General features: G+C 72.6%; 13 protein-coding genes. All 13 read left to right on the top strand.

All coding sequences use genetic code 11. From position 1 onward, the window contains the following. Positions 1-6: 6 nt before the first annotated feature. Positions 7-978 carry a Gfo/Idh/MocA family protein gene (locus tag SMD20_RS02595; protein ID WP_329574427.1) on the top strand — a complete coding sequence of 324 codons (972 nt, stop codon included), beginning with the start codon at positions 7-9 and terminating at the stop codon, positions 976-978. Then, positions 975-1817 carry a TIM barrel protein gene (locus SMD20_RS02590; protein ID WP_329574425.1) on the top strand — a complete coding sequence of 281 codons (843 nt, stop codon included), beginning with the start codon at positions 975-977 and terminating at the stop codon, positions 1815-1817. Before SMD20_RS02595 ends, SMD20_RS02590 begins: the two co-directional genes overlap by 4 nt. Before the next feature lie 20 nt (positions 1818-1837). Next, entirely contained in the window at positions 1838-2776 is a 939-nt protein-coding gene (gene iolC / locus SMD20_RS02585) for a 5-dehydro-2-deoxygluconokinase (RefSeq protein WP_329592404.1), read from the top strand. Then, the gene (locus SMD20_RS02580) at positions 2769-3683 is read left to right on the top strand and encodes a Cgl0159 family (beta/alpha)8-fold protein (protein ID WP_329574423.1); all 915 of its coding nucleotides are present in this window, start codon (positions 2769-2771) and stop codon (positions 3681-3683) included. Before iolC ends, SMD20_RS02580 begins: the two co-directional genes overlap by 8 nt. Then, complete coding sequence (gene iolD / locus SMD20_RS02575; protein WP_329574421.1) at positions 3680-5518, top strand: 3D-(3,5/4)-trihydroxycyclohexane-1,2-dione acylhydrolase (decyclizing); 1839 nt, start codon at positions 3680-3682, stop codon at positions 5516-5518. The genes SMD20_RS02580 and iolD overlap by 4 nt, the downstream gene beginning before the upstream one ends. Further along, a complete protein-coding gene (locus SMD20_RS02570; protein ID WP_329574420.1) occupies positions 5518-6498 on the top strand; it encodes an inorganic phosphate transporter in 981 nt (326 codons plus the stop codon). Before iolD ends, SMD20_RS02570 begins: the two co-directional genes overlap by 1 nt. Beyond that, the gene (locus tag SMD20_RS02565) at positions 6495-7154 is read left to right on the top strand and encodes a DUF47 domain-containing protein (protein WP_329574418.1); all 660 of its coding nucleotides are present in this window, start codon (positions 6495-6497) and stop codon (positions 7152-7154) included. Before SMD20_RS02570 ends, SMD20_RS02565 begins: the two co-directional genes overlap by 4 nt. 63 nt (positions 7155-7217) lie before the next feature. After that, positions 7218-9044, top strand: a complete 1827-nt coding sequence (locus SMD20_RS02560) for an ABC transporter permease (protein WP_329574417.1) — start codon at positions 7218-7220, stop codon at positions 9042-9044. Beyond that, complete coding sequence (locus SMD20_RS02555) at positions 9045-10142, top strand: ABC transporter ATP-binding protein (protein ID WP_329574415.1); 1098 nt, start codon at positions 9045-9047, stop codon at positions 10140-10142. Then, the gene (locus SMD20_RS02550) at positions 10139-10903 is read left to right on the top strand and encodes an HAD family hydrolase (RefSeq protein WP_329574414.1); all 765 of its coding nucleotides are present in this window, start codon (positions 10139-10141) and stop codon (positions 10901-10903) included. Before SMD20_RS02555 ends, SMD20_RS02550 begins: the two co-directional genes overlap by 4 nt. Then, entirely contained in the window at positions 10894-11721 is an 828-nt protein-coding gene (locus tag SMD20_RS02545; protein WP_329574412.1) for an inositol monophosphatase family protein, read from the top strand. The genes SMD20_RS02550 and SMD20_RS02545 overlap by 10 nt, the downstream gene beginning before the upstream one ends. Then, entirely contained in the window at positions 11718-12521 is an 804-nt protein-coding gene (locus SMD20_RS02540) for an HAD-IIB family hydrolase (protein WP_329574411.1), read from the top strand. The genes SMD20_RS02545 and SMD20_RS02540 overlap by 4 nt, the downstream gene beginning before the upstream one ends. Next, positions 12518-14023 carry a CoA-acylating methylmalonate-semialdehyde dehydrogenase gene (locus SMD20_RS02535; RefSeq protein ID WP_329574410.1) on the top strand — a complete coding sequence of 502 codons (1506 nt, stop codon included), beginning with the start codon at positions 12518-12520 and terminating at the stop codon, positions 14021-14023. Before SMD20_RS02540 ends, SMD20_RS02535 begins: the two co-directional genes overlap by 4 nt. The last annotated feature ends 216 nt before the right edge of the window (positions 14024-14239 follow it).

Here is a 14239-nt window from a genome sequence, read left to right as displayed (position 1 = left end):
GCGATCATGCGTGTGGGTCTACTGGGGCTCGGCCGGATCGGCATGTTCCATGCCGCGACCCTGTCCGCTCTCGTCGACGAGCTCGTCGTCGCCGACGTGGACGAGACCAGAGCCGAGGAGGCGGCGCACCGGCTGAAAGCCCGGGTCGGAGATCCCTTCGACGCGGACGCGGTGGTGATCACGACACCGACGTCCGCGCACGCCGAGGCGCTGCTGCGGGCCTGCGAGCTGAAGGTGCCGGCGTTCTGCGAGAAGCCCGCCGCCCCGACCGTGGCCGAGAGCCTGCGGGTCGCCGCGGCGGTCGAGCGCAGTGGCACCCCCGTGCACATCGGCTTCCAGCGCCGCTTCGACGCCGGCTACACCGCCGCGCGGGCCGCGCTGCGCTCCGGGGAGCTCGGCGAGCTGCACCGGGTCCACCTGCTGACCGGCGACCCCGCTCCCCCTCCCGCCGCGTACGTCGCCCAGTCGGGCGGCATCTTCCGCGACTGTCACATCCACGACTTCGACATCCTGCGCTGGGTCACCGGCCACGAGGCCGACAGCGTGTACGCGATCGGCGCCAACCGCGGAGCGGAGTTCTTCGCCGAGGCCGACGACGTCGACAACAGCGCCGCGCTCATCACCATGGACGACGGCACCCTGGTCACGCTGCAGGGCTCGCGCTACAACGGCGCGGGTTACGACGTGCGCATGGAGCTCGCGGGCACCCTCGGCACCTGGACGGCCGGGCTGAGCGACCGGACCCCGCTGCGTTCGGCGGAGGGCCTCGACCCCGGCGGGCGGCCGTGGCCGGACTTCCAGAGCAGGTTCGAGGCCGCGTACGTCGAGGAGATGAACGCCTTCCTCGCGATGGCGCGGGGCGAGCGCGAGAGCCCCTGCACCGTCCAGGACGCCCTGGCCGCGCTCCACCTCGCCGAGGCGGCCGACCTGTCGCGCCGCGAAGGCCGCAGCGTGCGCATCACGGAGGTGGCCAAGTGAGAATCGCCGCCGCCCCCATCTCCTGGGGAGTCTGCGAGGTCCCCGGCTGGGGCCACCAGCTCTCCGCCGGACGCGTGCTCGCCGAGATGGCCGAGCTCGGCCTGACCGCCACCGAGCTGGGCCCCGAGGGCTTCCTGCCCGCCGATCAGGACCTGCTCGGCCGCCACGGGCTGCGGCCTGTGGGCGGATTCGTCCCCGTGGTCCTGCACGACCCCGATCATGACCCGCTGCCGGGACTGCGGGCCACGTGGTCCGGGTTCGAGGAGGGCACGGTCGTGGTGCTGGCCGCCGCCACCGGCCAGGACGGGTACGACACCCGCCCCGAGCTCGACGAGACCGGCTGGCGCACCCTTCTCGGCAACCTGGACGCGATCGCCGCGGAGGCGGCGCGGGAGGGCCGCGTCGTCACCCTCCACCCGCACGTCGGCACCATGGTCGAGAGCCGCCAGGAGGTGGACCGGGTGCTCGGGGGCAGCTCCGTCGCGCTCTGCCTGGACACCGGCCACCTGCTCATCGGCGGCACCGACCCGCTGGACGTCGTCGACCGCGCCCCCGGGCGCATCGCCCACGTCCACCTCAAGGACGTCGACGCGGCCCTCGCGGCGCGCGTGCGCTCCGGCGAGCTGTCCTACACCCAGGCCGTACGCGCCGGGATCTACCGCCGGCTCGGGCTGGGCGACGTCGACGTCAAGGGCATCGTCGCGGGCCTGACGGCGGCCGGGTACACCGGCTGGTACGTCATGGAGCAGGACGTGATCCTCGACGCCGAGCCCCCGGCGGGCGCGGGCCCGGCCGACGACGTCCGCGCGAGCGTGGCGTTCCTGCGGGGCCTGGCGTGACGCCGCCGGAGGTGCTGACGATGGGCCGGGTCGGCGTGGACGTCTACCCGCTGCAGGTCGGCGTGTCGCTGCGGCAGGTGGAGACGTTCGGCAAGTACCTGGGCGGCAGCGCGACGAACGTGGCCGTGGCCGCCGCCCGCCTGGGCCGGGCGAGCGCGGTGATCACCAGGACCGGGGACGACCCGTTCGGCGCGTTCGTCCACGACGCGCTCCGCGCGTACGGCGTCGACGACAGCCTGGTCACCGCGGTGCCGGGACGGCCGACTCCGGTGACGTTCTGCGAGATCAGGCCCCCCGAGGACTTCCCGCTCTACTTCTACCGCGACCGGGCCCCCGACCTGGAGATCTCACCCGGCGAGCTGGATCTGACCGCCGTCACGCAGGCCGGGCTGTTCTGGGCCACCGTGACCGGGCTGTCGGCCGAGCCGTCGCTCGGCGCGCATCTGGCCGCGTGGCGAGCCCGGGGGCGCCGGCCGTACACAGTGCTCGACCTGGACTACCGGCCCATGTTCTGGCCCGACACGGCGCTCGCCCGCGAGCGGGTGCGCACCGCGCTCGGGCACGTCACCGTCGCGGTCGGCAACCTCGACGAAGCCGAGGTCGCCACCGGGACCCGCGACCCGGTCGCGGCGGGCGCGGCCCTGCTCGCGGCCGGCGTCGAGCTGGCGATCGTCAAGCAGGGCTCGGCCGGTGTGCTGGGCATGACCGCGACCGAGACGGTACGGGTCCCGCCCGTTCCCGTCGAGGTCGTCAACGGCCTCGGCGCGGGCGACGCCTTCGGCGGCGCGCTCTGCCACGGCCTGCTCGAAGGCTGGCCGCTGGAGCGCACGCTGCGCTTCGCCAACGCGGCGGGCGCGATCGTCGCGGGACGGCTGGCCTGCGCGCCCGCGATGCCCACGGTGGACGAGATCGAGGCCGCCCTGTCCGCCCACTCAGAAGGAGGCCTCACCCATGCGTGAGCAGGACTACCGCAGACTGCTCGACGAGCGGGCCTGGCAGCCGGAGCTGGTCGCGGAGGCGGCCGCCGCGCGTAAGCGGAGACCGCTCAGGAACGGCAGGGAACAACTGCTCATCATCGCCGCTGACCACCCCGCGCGCGGCTCGCTCGGGGTCGCCGGTCACCCCATGGCCATGCGCAACCGCGTGGACCTGCTGGACCGGCTGAGGACCGCCCTGGCCAGGCCGGGCGTGGACGGCCTGCTGGCCACGCCCGACATCGTCGAGGACCTGCTGCTGCTCGGCGCGCTCGACGACAAGATCGTCATCGGCTCGATGAACCGCGGCGGCGTGCACGGGGCGGTGTTCGAGTTCGACGACAGGTTCACGGCTTACGACGCCGACTCGATCGCGGCGATGGGGCTCGACGGCGGCAAGATGTTGTGCAGGATCGCGCCCGAGGACACCGCCACCGCCGCCACCCTGGCCAACTGCGGCAGGGCCGTCACCCAGCTGGCCGGGCACGGTCTGATGGCGATGGTCGAGCCGTTCTGGTCCGGCCGCCACGAGGGCGTGGTCAGGCACGACCTGTCGCCCGAGGCGGTGATCCGCAGCGTCAGCGTCGGCCAGGCGCTCGGCGCGACCTCCGCGCGCACCTGGCTCAAGCTCCCGGTCGTGGCGGACATGGAGCGCGTCATGGAGTCGACGACCCTGCCCGTCCTGCTGCTGGGCGGCGATGCCGGCCAGGACTCCGACGAGATGTTCGGCTCGTGGAGCAAGGCGCTGCGCCTGCCCGGCGTACGCGGCCTGGTCGTCGGCAGGACGCTGCTCTACCCGCCGGGCGGCGACGTCGAGGGCGCGGTCGACACCGCGCTGAGCCTGCTGGAGGCGACCGGCACCCGGGCGGTCCCCGCAGGAGGTGCTTCATGAGGCTGACCACGGCGCAGGCACTGGTGCGGTTCCTCGCCAACCAGTGGTCGGAGCGCGACGGCGCCGAACACCGCCTGATCGCCGGTGTCCTCGGCATCTTCGGCCACGGCAACGTGGCGGGGATCGGCCAGGCCCTGGCGGAGGAGGGCGCGGGCACCGGCGATCCGCTCCCCTACTATCTGGCGCGCAACGAGCAGGCGATGGTCCACACCGCCGTCGGCTACGCGCGCACCCGGCGCCGGTTGTCGACGTTCGCCTGCACGGCCTCCATCGGTCCCGGCGCCACCAACCTGGTCACCGGCGCGGCGCTGGCCACGATCAACCGCCTTCCCGTGCTGCTGCTGCCCGGCGACATCTTCGCCACGCGGGCCGCGGGACCGGTTTTGCAGGAGCTGGAGGACCCGCGTTCCTACGACGTGTCGGTCAACGACGCGCTGCGCCCGCTGTCGCGCTTCTTCGACCGGATCAACCGGCCCGAGCAGCTGCCCTCCGCCCTGCTGGCGGCGATGCGGGTGCTGACCGACCCGGCCGAGACGGGCGCCGTCACGCTGGCGCTCCCGCAGGACGTGCAGGCCGAGGCCCACGACTGGCCGGAGGAGCTGTTCGCCAGGCGGGTGTGGCACGTGCCGCGCCCCGTGCCCGAGCCCGCCGCGCTGGCCAGGGCCGTCGAGCTGCTGCGGGAGTCGCGGCGGCCGCTGATCGTCGCCGGAGGCGGGGTCAAGTACAGCGAGGCATGGACGGAACTGGCCGATTTCGCCGGGAACCACGGCGTCCCGGTCGGCGAGACGCAGGCGGGCAAGGGCGCGCTGCCGTACGACCATCCCTGCGCGGTCGGCGCGATCGGCCACACGGGCACGCACGCCGCCGACACCCTGGCCCGCGAGGCGGACCTGGTCATCGGCGTCGGCACCCGCTACAGCGACTTCACCACCGCCTCGCGCACGCTGTTCGGGCAGGCCAGGTTCCTCAACGTGAACGTCGCCGCCTTCGACGCGGCCAAGAACTCCGGCCTGATGCTCGTCGCCGACGCCCGCGCGGCCCTGCGCGCGCTCGACGAGGTGGACTGGCGGGCCGACGCGGACTGGACCCGCCGGGCCACGACCCTGGCCACCGCCTGGCAGGCCGAGGTCAGCCGCGCCTACACGGGGACGCAGCTCACGCAGCCCGTCGCGCTCGGCATCGTCAACGAGATCGCCGCGGGCGGCGTGGTGGTCAACGCCGCCGGTTCGATGCCCGGCGACCTGCACCGGCTCTGGCGGGCGAGCGACCCCGAGGAGTACCACGTGGAGTACGGGTACTCGTGCATGGGCTACGAGATCGCCGGCGGGCTCGGGGTGAAGCTCGGCGCGCCGGAGCGCGAGGTGATCGTGCTGGTCGGCGACGGCTCCTACCTGATGATGGCCCAGGAGATCGCCACGGCCGTGCAGGAGGGCGTCAAGCTCGTCATCGTCCTGGTGGACAACCAGGGCTTCGCCTCGATCGGCGACCTCAGCGAGTCCGTGGGCGCGCGCAGGCTCGGCACCGCCTACCGGGCGCGCGGCGCGGGCGGCGAGCTCGACGGCCCGCCTCTGCCCCTGGACCTGGCCGTCAACGCCGCCAGCCTGGGCGCCGACGTGCTGCGTGCCGACACTCCCGAGTCCCTGCGAGCGGCCCTGATCAAGGCCAAGGAGTCCGCCAGGACCACCGTCGTCCACGTGGAGCCCGTCCCCGGCGACGGTCCGGGAGCCCAGGCCTGGTGGGACGTACCGGTCGCCGAGGTGTCCGCGCTGCCCGAGGCCCGGGCCGCGCGCGAACGCTACGACGAGGCCAAACGCGACCAACGGTCCTACCTCTGATGGGCTGGACGCTGGCCTTCGCCCTGGTGGCCGTCCTGTTCGTGCTGATCAGCGGGGCCAACGACGCGGCCACGCTGATCGGGCTGGGGCTGCGGTTCCCGCACATGCCCGGCTGGGTGGCCGTCACGCTGCTCGTGACGATCCTGTTCGCCGTGCCGTACGTGCTGGGCGTGGCGGTGGCGCGGACCTTCACGGAGGGGCTGGCGGGACTCGGCACCAGCATCGGCGCGGCGGTGTTCCTGGTCGGAGTGGTGGTCGCGATCGTGGTCGTGGCGGTGCTGACCGGAAGAGGACTCCCGACCAGCCTCACGCTGGCCGTGATCGGCGGCATCTCCGGCGCGGGGCTCGGCGCCGGCGTGCCCGTGTCGTGGGGCGGCCTGGCCGGCGTGCTCGCGATCGGGCTCTGCGCTCCCGTGGTCGGCCTGGTCCTCGGCTACCTGCTGGGGACCGCCTCACGGCGGGTGCCGTCCTACCGGCGGATGCCCAAGCTCGTGCTCGCCGCCCACCTGGTGGCGTACGCGGCGCAGTGCACCGCGTACGCCGTCAACGACGGCCAGAAGATGATCGCGGTCGTGAGCGTGGCGCTCGACGTGGGCCGCAACGGGCTCGGCGGGGTCGGGCCCGTCGCCGTCTCCCCGGCGTGGATGGCCGTTCTCGTGGCGCTGTTCCTGGCCGGGTCCCTGACCAGTCTCGACCGGGTGGGAGAGCGGATCGGCCGCGGCCTGGTCATCGCCCGGCCGCTGCACGTGCTGTCGGCCGAGACGGCGGCCACCGGCGCCGTGCTCGGCAGCTCGGCGCTGGGGAGCCCGGTGAGCATGACCCAGTCGGTGACCGCCGGCGTCGTCGGCGTGGCGGCCAGTGAAGGAAGCAGGAGGGTGCGATGGCAGGGCGTGGTGAACATGGGCACGGCGTGGCTGGTCACCCTCCCGTCGTCCCTGCTGCTGGGCTGCCTGGCCGGACTCGGGCTGAGGCTGCTGTGAGCGGCGCGAAGGGCCGCACCGGACGGCTCGGCAGAGTCCTGGACGACCTGCGGGGCCGTACGGGACGACGGGTGATCGACCTGCTCCGCCACCAGGTCGCAAGCGCGAGAGAAGGCGCCGAACTGGCGTGCACGGCCGCCTCGGGCACGGTCGAGAGCACGCAGGCCCGCGCCCGCATGTCCGTGGTCGAGCACGAGGGCGACGAGGCGCGGGCCGAGCTCGTCCGGGCCCTGTCGCGGACCCTGGCCACCCCCATCGACAGGGAGGATCTGTTCCGGCTCTCCCGCTCCATCGACGACGTGCTCGACCAGCTGCGGGACTTCGTCCGCGAGGCCGACCTGTTCGGGCTGTCCGACCTGAGCTTCGCCGTCGAGCCGCTGCAGGCCGTGATCGACGGGCTGGACGAGCTGGAACAGGCCCTGGTGAAGATCCTCGGCGATCCCGGCTCCGTCATGGCCGCCCTGCTGGCCACCCGCAAGTCCCAGAGCCGCGTGCGCCAGCTCTACCAGGCCAGGCTCACCGCGCTGTTCGCGGGGCCGCTGGAGATGGACACCCTGCGCGAACGCGAGCTGCTGTCCCGCCTGGACGCGGTGGGCCGGCGGCTCGGAGAGTCGGCCGACGCCCTCGCCGACGCGATGCTCAAGAGAAGTCACTGAGCTCATGAGAAGTCACTGAGCTCATGAGAAGTCACTGATGCCCTACCCCCCGAAGGAAGCCCCATGGCTGTTGTGACCAAGACGGAGCCGCCACCTCGCCCGCCGAGACGGCGCAGACTGCTCTACCGCCTGCAGGTCATGCGGCACGACCCGACGGCCGCGCTCGGCCTGATCCTCGTCGTCCTGCTGGCCTACCTCGTGGTGGCCCCGCTGTTCGCGGTGCTGTCCGACGCCTTCCGCCTGCAGTACGGCGACGAGGTGCACGCCGGCCAGCAGCCGGGCGAGTGGACCGGCTACTACCTGTGGCGCGTCTTCCGCTCGCAGATCAGCGAGCTGCTGTTCTGGGAGCCGCTGGTCAACACGCTCGTCGTCGCCGTGGGCACCACCCTGTTCGCGCTGCTGCTCGGCGGCGGCATGGCGTGGCTGGTGACCCGGACGAACGTGCCGGGGCGCAAGTGGCTGGCCGGGGCGCTGGTGGTGCCGTACATGCTGCCGTCGTGGACGTTCTCGCTGGCCTGGCTGACGCTGTTCAAGAACGAGCGGGCCGCGGGGCAGGTCGGCTTCCTGCAGGCCCAGGGCATCCGCACGCCGGACTGGCTCGCCTACGGCCCGCTGCCGATCATCGTCACGCTCGGGCTGCACTACTACCCGTTCGTGCTGCTCCTGGTGGGCAACGCGTTGCGCCGCATCGACGTGCAGCTGGAGGACTCGGCCCGGATCCTGGGCGCGCCGCGGCGCACCGTCGTCCGGCGGATCGTGATCCCGCTCATGCTGCCCGCGTTGTCGTCGGCCGTGCTGCTCGTGGTCGGGCGGGTGCTCGGCACGTTCGGCACGCCGTACGTGCTCGGGCTGCCCACCGACTACCGGGTGCTGTCCACCGGGCTGTTCCAGTCGATCCGCGACCGCAGCACCGGCGTGGCCTCCGTGCTCGCCACCGTCATCGTGATCATCGGCATCGTGATCGTCTTCACCGACATGCGGCTGATGCGCGAGCAGCGCAGGTTCGTCACCGTGGGCGGCAAGGGCGCGATGGACCGGCTGAGCGACCTGCGCCACTGGCGCTGGCCCGCCTACGCGCTCGGCATGGTGGTCTTCGCGGTGAGCGTGCTCGTCCCCGTGCTCACCCTGCTGCTGTCCACGGTGACCAGGACCCCGCTGGACCTGTCGACCTTCACCCTCGACTTCTGGATTGCCGAAAAGCTCCCCGGGGCGGTCGGCTTCCCGCACGGCGTGCTGCGCGGCTCGGAGCTGTGGGAGGCCGCGTGGAACTCGGTGCGCATCGTCGGACTGGCCTCGCTGATCTGCGCCGTCGCCGGCCTGCTCGTCGGGTATGTGGTGGTGCGCGGGACGGCCCCGCGCATCGCGGCCTTCCTGCGGCAGGTCTCCTTCCTGCCCTACCTCATCCCCGGCATCGCCTTCGCCGCCGCCTCGCTGTCGCTGTTCGCCGTCGCCCGCGGGCCCGTCCCCGCGCTGTACGGGACGACGTTCCTGCTCATCCTGGTCATGGCCGTCACGCATCTGCCCTACAGCTCACGCTCGGGCATCGCGGCCATGATGCAGCTCGGCAGGGAACCGGAGGAGGCCGCGCAGATCGCCGGGGCCTCGTGGTGGCAGCGGATGCGCCGGATCATCTTCCCCATCCAGAAGGGCGCGCTCGTCACCGGGATCGTGCTGCCCTTCATCTCGGGGCTCAAGGAGCTCAGCATCGTCATCATGCTGACCACCACCGGGACCCAGCTGCTCACGACACTGTCGATCGGCCTGGTCGACTACGGCTACACCCAGCTCGCCAACGGCGTCGTCCTCATGATCGCCTTGCTCTCCTTCACCATGACCTACCTGACCCAGCGCCTCACCAAGAGCAGCCTGGCATCCGGACTAGGAGGATAGATGCCGGACATCACCCTCAGCGCGATCTCCAAGAGCTACGGCGGCGGAGAATTCGCGGTGAAGAACCTCGACCTCGTGGTCCCCGACGGCGCTTTCATGTGCCTGCTCGGCCCCTCCGGTTGCGGAAAGACCACCACCCTGCGCATGATCGCCGGTCTCGAACAGCCCACCGCGGGCAGCATCTCCGTCGGCGACCGCGTCCTGGACTCCGTCGAGCAGGGGATCTACGTCCCACCCGAGAAACGCGCCATGGGGCTGGTCTTCCAGAACTACGCCCTCTGGCCGCACCTGTCGCTGCGCGAGAACGTCGAGTTCGGCCTGCGCATGCGCAAGGTCCCCGGCCCGGAACGCCGCGCGCGGGCCGAGGCGGCGTTGAAGATGGTCCACGTCGACGCCGCCATGGACCGCTACCCCTCCCAGCTGTCCGGCGGCCAGCAGCAGCGCGTCGCCCTGGCCAGGATGCTCGCGGTCAACCCCACGGTGCTCCTGCTCGACGAGCCGCTGTCGAACCTCGACGCCCGGCTGCGCCTGGAGATGCGCGCCGAGCTCAAGCGCATCCACGAGGAGAGCGGCGCGACGATCGTCTTCGTCACCCACGACCAGCTCGAAGCGCTCACCATGGCCACCGACGTGGCCGTCATGAACGAGGGCGAGCTGCAGCAGCTCGCCGCCCCGATGGAGATGTACGCCAGGCCCGCCAACCGGTTCGTCGCCGAGTTCGTCGGCAGTCCGCCGATGGCGATCGTGGACGCGGGCACCTCCCCCGGCGGGCTGGCCGCGTCCCTGCTGCGCTTCGTCGAGTCGCGCGGCGCGAAGAGCACCCCGGCCGCCGTCGGCATCCGGCCGGAGGCGCTGCGCCTCGGCACCCCGCCCGCCGCCGCCTGGAGCGAGGAGGCGGTGGTCGAGGCCGTGCTGCCGGCGGGCTCCTCCTGGACGGTACGGCTGCGCGTCCTGGACACCGAGCTGTACGCCGTGTCCTACCAGCCGGTCCAGGCCGGCCCGGGCGACGTGCTGACCTGCTGGACCGAGCAGTTGCACCTGTTCGGCGCCGACGGCGCGCGGATCACCTCCTGGGACCGGGCGGAGGTCAGCGCGTGAACCGTCCCAAGGCGCTGCTCCTCGACTTCGGCGGCGTGATCGTCGAGACCGTCAAACGCCCGTCCTGGGCCGCCGAGCTGGCCGCCGAGGTGCACGCGCTCCTCGGCAGGACCGGGTTCGACGGGCTCACGGCCGAGGAGATCGAGAGCGACATCCGGGCCGCCGCGCGGGCCGACAAGTACTGGAAGGACTCCACCTCCCGGCAGTTCGCCCCGGAGGAGATGACGCACCGCAGGTTCTGGGCCGAGTTCGTGGCCACCGACTGGCCTGAGCGGGCCCGCACGCTGGTGACCGTCGAGGCGACGCCCCTGTGCAAGCGCATGGGCGAGCTGCGCAGCGACCGCAAGCTCCGCACCGGCATGACGGAGCTGCTGGCCGCCTGCTGGGAGCACGGCGTCGTCCCCGGGGTGGTCAGCAACTCCCTGTCCGGGGCCGTGCACCGCGACTACATGACCGCCGCCGGGCTCGACGACCAGGTGGCGGTGCAGGTGTACAGCGACGAGGTCGGCATCCGCAAGCCGAACCCCGAGATGATCTGGCTCGCCTGCCGGTCCCTGGGCGTGGACCCCGCCGACGTCTGGTACGTCGGCGACAACTACGACCGTGACGTCATCTGCGGCGCGCGGGCCGGGGCGGGCGCGACCGTCCTGATGGTCTCCACGAGCACCGACAAGATCCCGTACGCGGTCCGGCAGAGCCCCCAGGCCACCGTCGAGGACCCCCGCGCACTGCTGAGCCTCTTGGAGAAGACATGGACGTGAACACCTCCCGCGAGCTGGCCGACATCGCGGTCGAAGCGGCCAGAGCGGTCGGCGACCGCCTGCGCGGCGCCTTCCGCTCCCGCCCCGAGATCCAGACCAAGCGTGACTTCCACGACCCGGTCACCGTGCACGACAAGGCGGCCGAGGAGGACATCCGCGACATCCTGGAACGGCGCTGCCCCGACAGCGTGGTGGTCGGCGAGGAAGGCGGCACCCGCGGGGAAGGCGCCATCCGCTGGTACGTCGACCCGATCGACGGCACCGCGAACTTCGCCGCCGGCCTGCCGTTCTTCTGCACCTCGATCGCGGCGGCGCTGGACGGCGAGGTGGTGGCCGGGGTGGTCTACGACCCCGTACGCGACGACGAGTTCACCGCCTGGCTCGGCGGCGCCGTCTGCAACGGCGAGCCGATCCGCAGCGCCGGCGCCGCCACCGAGCGCGAGGCGATGCTGCTGTCGAGCTACCCCACCCCCCGCGACCTGGCCGAGGACGAGGAGGGCGCGCTGCGCCGCTTCTCGCGGATGACCCAGGCGTTCGCCGCCATCCGCCGTCCCGGCAGCGCGGCGCTCAAGCTCGCGCACGTCGCCGCCGGCTGGGCCGACGTGGCCTACGGCACGCGCGTCAACGCCTGGGACGTGGCCGCGGGCTCCCTCCTGATCAAGCAGGCCGGCGGCGTCTACATCCCGCTGTCGGGCAGCGTCTTCGAGCCGGGCGGCTACCTCGCCACCGTGGGCGGCTTCGACCTCGCGGGCTCCGTGCTGGCCGACGTCGCGGGGTCCGCGCGGGCCGACATCGCGGGGGCGGGGAGCGCGCGGTGATCCGCTGGATCGTGACGGACCTCGACGGCACCCTCGTCGGGCGTGACCTGGCCATGGTCCCCGCCAGCCGGGAGGCGCTGCGCCGCTTCCGCGCGGCCGGTGGCGAGGTGATCCTCGCCACCGGGCGCATGGAGTGCTCCGCCCGCCCCTACTACGACGAGCTGGGCCTGGACGGGGCCGCCATCCTCTACAACGGCGCCGCGACCGTGAACCCGGCGACGGGCGCCGTGCTGCGCTCGCGCAACCTGCCGGCGACCGCGTGGAAGACACTGCTCGGCCTGTTCGGCGAGCTCCCCGAGGGGGTCTACCCGGTCGCGTTCTCCGGCGGGGAGGCGCTGGCCGTGCACGACGTGCCCGAGCTGCGCGAGTACGCCAGGCGGGACGGGATCACGCTGCGCGATCCCGGCGACTGGGCGGCGCTGCCGCCGGACGAGATCGTCAAATGCATGCTCATCGGCGGTCCGCTCCCCGAGCTGGACATCGCGGGGACGGTCACGGTCCGCTCCGAGGCGACCTACCTCGAGGTGCTGTCGGAGCAGGCGACCAAGGGCACCGCCCTGCGCGAGCTGGCCGCGGCCACGGGCGTGCCGATGGAGCAGATCGCCGCCATCGGCGACAACCCGAACGACCACGACATGATCGCGGCGGCCGGAGTGGGGTTCGCCGTCGGTGACGGCCACCCGGACGTCGTCGCCGCGGCTGACGTCGTGGCCAGGGCCTGCGCCGACGGCGCGCTCGTGGACGTCGTGGAGCTGGCGTTCCGGTCCAACGGGTGGGCCGAAGGAAAGGGAGAGCTGTGAAGTCGGTCAGGCATTGGATCAACGGCGCCCGTGCGGACGGCGACGGCCGTTCCGCCGAGCTGTTCAATCCGGCGACCGGGGAGGTCGGCGGGCACGTCGCGCTGGCCTCGCCCGCCGACGTGGACGCGGCCGTGGCGGCCGCCGCGGCCGCCTTCCCCGCCTGGCGCGACACCTCGCTGGTCAAGCGGGCCCGGGTGTTGTTCCGCTACCGCGAGCTGATGGAGGCCCACCGTGACGAGCTGGCCGCGCTGATCTCGGCCGAGCACGGCAAGGTGCACTCGGACGCGCTGGGCGAGGTGGCTCGCGGGCTGGAGGTGCTGGATTTCGCGTGCGGGATTCCGCACCTGCTCAAGGGCGCCTTCTCCGAGGGCGTCTCGACCCGGGTCGACTCCTGGTCGATGCGTCAGCCGCTGGGCGTGGTGGCGGGGATCACGCCGTTCAACTTCCCGGTCATGGTGCCGATGTGGATGTTCCCGATCGCGATCGCGTGCGGGAACACGTTCGTCCTGAAGCCGTCGGAACGCGATCCGTCGGCGTCGCTGCTGATGGCGCGGCTGTGGCAGGAGGCGGGGCTGCCCGACGGCGTGTTCAACGTCGTGCAGGGCGACAAGGTCGCCGTGGATCGGCTGCTCGAACACCCCGGGGTGCGGGCGGTGTCGTTCGTCGGTTCCACCCCGATCGCCAGGTACGTCTACGAGCGCGGCGGCGCGCACGGCAAGCGGGTGCAGGCGCTCGGCGGGGCCAAGAACCACATGCTGGTGCTGCCCGACGCCGATCTCGACCTGGTCGCCGACGCCGCCGTGTCCGCGGGCTTCGGCTCGGCGGGTGAGCGGTGCATGGCGATCTCGGTGGTGCTGGCGGTGGAGCCGATCGGCGACGAGCTGGTACGGAAGATCGTCGAACGGGTCGAGCGGCTGGTGGTCGGGCCGGGCGACGACCCGAAGTCGGAGATGGGGCCGCTGGTCACCCGGGCGCACAGGGACAAGGTGGCCTCCTACCTGGACCTGGGCGTTCAGGAGGGCGCCACGCTCGTGGTCGACGGCCGCGACGCCCTCGTGCTCGGCGGTGGCAGGGCCGCGGAGACGCCGGGCTTCTGGCTGGGCCCGACCCTGCTCGACCACGTGCCCGTCGGCTCGCGGACGCACGTGGACGAGATCTTCGGCCCGGTCCTGTCCGTCGTGCGGGTGTCCTCGTACGAGGAGGGGCTGCAGGTCATCAACGACTGCGAGTACGGCAACGGCACGACGATCTTCACCAACGACGGCGGCGCGGCCCGGCGCTTCCAGAGCGAGGTCGAGGTCGGCATGGTCGGCGTCAACGTGCCGATCCCGGTGCCGATGGCCTTCTACAGCTTCGGCGGCTGGAAGGCGTCGCTCTTCGGCGACACGCACGTGCACGGCACCGAGGGCGTGCACTTCTACACCCGCGGCAAGGTGGTCACCTCCCGCTGGCCCGACCCCTCGCACGGCGGCGTGAACCTGGGCTTCCCCACGAACGCGTAGCCCGCCCGCCGGTGAGGCGTGGACCCCGGGCTCGGCCGGCGTGAGCCGGCCCGGGGTGTGGGCGGGGTCCGGCCGGGGGGCGCCAATCCCGTCGGCCAGGCCGCGGCCCGCGGCCCTCTTCTTTCAGGGCCGCCGCGAAGGAAGATCAAGAGGTTCGCTGCCGGACATTCACCACGGTAAGCGGATGATCGGCAGAGGGCCATCCATTTATCCGGC

This window comes from Nonomuraea sp. LP-02 (assembly GCF_036289125.1).
Taxonomy (GTDB): Bacteria; Actinomycetota; Actinomycetes; order Streptosporangiales; family Streptosporangiaceae; genus Nonomuraea; species Nonomuraea bangladeshensis.
Note: the sequence above shows the minus strand (reverse complement) of the source record. Positions and strands in the feature narration are given on the sequence as shown.

Excerpts from the sequence above, each read along its gene's own strand:
- SMD20_RS02595 (WP_329574427.1), top strand. The coding sequence starts at position 7 with ATGCGTGTGGGTCTACTGGGGCTCGGCCGGATCGGCATGTTCCATGCC.
- iolC (WP_329592404.1), top strand. The coding sequence starts at position 1,838 with ATGGGCCGGGTCGGCGTGGACGTCTACCCGCTGCAGGTCGGCGTGTCG.
- SMD20_RS02580 (WP_329574423.1), top strand. The coding sequence starts at position 2,769 with ATGCGTGAGCAGGACTACCGCAGACTGCTCGACGAGCGGGCCTGGCAG.
- iolD (WP_329574421.1), top strand. The coding sequence starts at position 3,680 with ATGAGGCTGACCACGGCGCAGGCACTGGTGCGGTTCCTCGCCAACCAG.
- SMD20_RS02570 (WP_329574420.1), top strand. The coding sequence starts at position 5,518 with ATGGGCTGGACGCTGGCCTTCGCCCTGGTGGCCGTCCTGTTCGTGCTG.
- SMD20_RS02560 (WP_329574417.1), top strand. The coding sequence starts at position 7,218 with ATGGCTGTTGTGACCAAGACGGAGCCGCCACCTCGCCCGCCGAGACGG.
- SMD20_RS02555 (WP_329574415.1), top strand. The coding sequence starts at position 9,045 with ATGCCGGACATCACCCTCAGCGCGATCTCCAAGAGCTACGGCGGCGGA.
- SMD20_RS02545 (WP_329574412.1), top strand. The coding sequence starts at position 10,894 with ATGGACGTGAACACCTCCCGCGAGCTGGCCGACATCGCGGTCGAAGCG.